The organism is Curtobacterium sp. PsM8, assembly GCF_030433875.1.
GTDB lineage: Bacteria > Actinomycetota > Actinomycetes > Actinomycetales > Microbacteriaceae > Curtobacterium.
Window position 1 is genome coordinate 1 of sequence record NZ_JARUXD010000244.1, and the last position, 207, is coordinate 207.

Sequence of the window (207 nt, forward strand, 5' to 3'; positions counted from 1 at the left end):
CGGGGAACGCAGCTCGTGCGAGGCGTCGGAGACGAACTGCCGCTGCGCCTGCTTTGATGCCTCGAGACGCCCGAGCATCCGGTTCATGGTCGTGGCGCGCCGGTCGACCTCGTCCCCGGAGCCCGGCTCGTCGACGCGGGCGTGCCCGGTCGTGCCCTCGGCCCCGTCGACCGCGCGGCGCCTCCGGGCGACGGGGCGCCGGGCCCG

1 pseudogene is annotated in these 207 nt (G+C 77.3%); it reads right to left on the reverse strand.

Annotated elements, in window-relative coordinates:
- Positions 1–207: pseudogene (locus tag QCD68_RS17430) on the reverse strand (sensor histidine kinase); the annotation flags it as partial.